Raw genomic sequence first — 452 nt, 5'->3', positions numbered from 1 at the left:
GCCCCGAACAGCGCCGTCACGACGCCAATCGGCAGAATCTGCTGCGGCACCAGCGTCCGCGACAGAATGTCGGCAAGAATCATGAAGATTGCACCGATGATCAGGCATGCCGGGAGTAGCCGGGCATGGGCTGGGCCCGTCAGGAAGCGCGCGGCGTGAGGTATGACAAGACCGACGAATCCGATCGTGCCGACGATGCTGACCATGGTCGCGGTCATGACGGCCGTGGTCGCGAATAGCACGATGCGCACGCGGGTCACCGCCACGCCCAATGCGGCGGCGGCATCCGCCCCGAAGGCGAACGCATCGAGCGCCTTCGTATGAAAGATGCAGACGGCGAAGCCCGCGAAGGCCACTGGCGTGGCGAGCCAGACATCGGGCCAGCGCACGCCTCCGAAATTGCCGAGAAGCCAGAACATCACGCCGCGGGCCTGTTCGGCACTGGCCAGCGT

General features: G+C 65.7%; 1 protein-coding gene. It reads right to left on the bottom strand.

The genetic code is table 11. The features are described from left to right. A partial coding sequence (locus AB4Y92_RS25830) for a FecCD family ABC transporter permease (protein ID WP_441822214.1) occupies positions 1-452 on the bottom strand: 452 nt, incomplete at both ends.

Origin of the sequence: Lysobacter sp. TAB13 (assembly GCF_052113885.1) — a bacterium.
GTDB classification, from domain to species: Bacteria; Pseudomonadota; Gammaproteobacteria; order Xanthomonadales; family Xanthomonadaceae; genus Lysobacter; species Lysobacter gummosus.
Note: the sequence above shows the minus strand (reverse complement) of the source record. Positions and strands in the feature narration are given on the sequence as shown.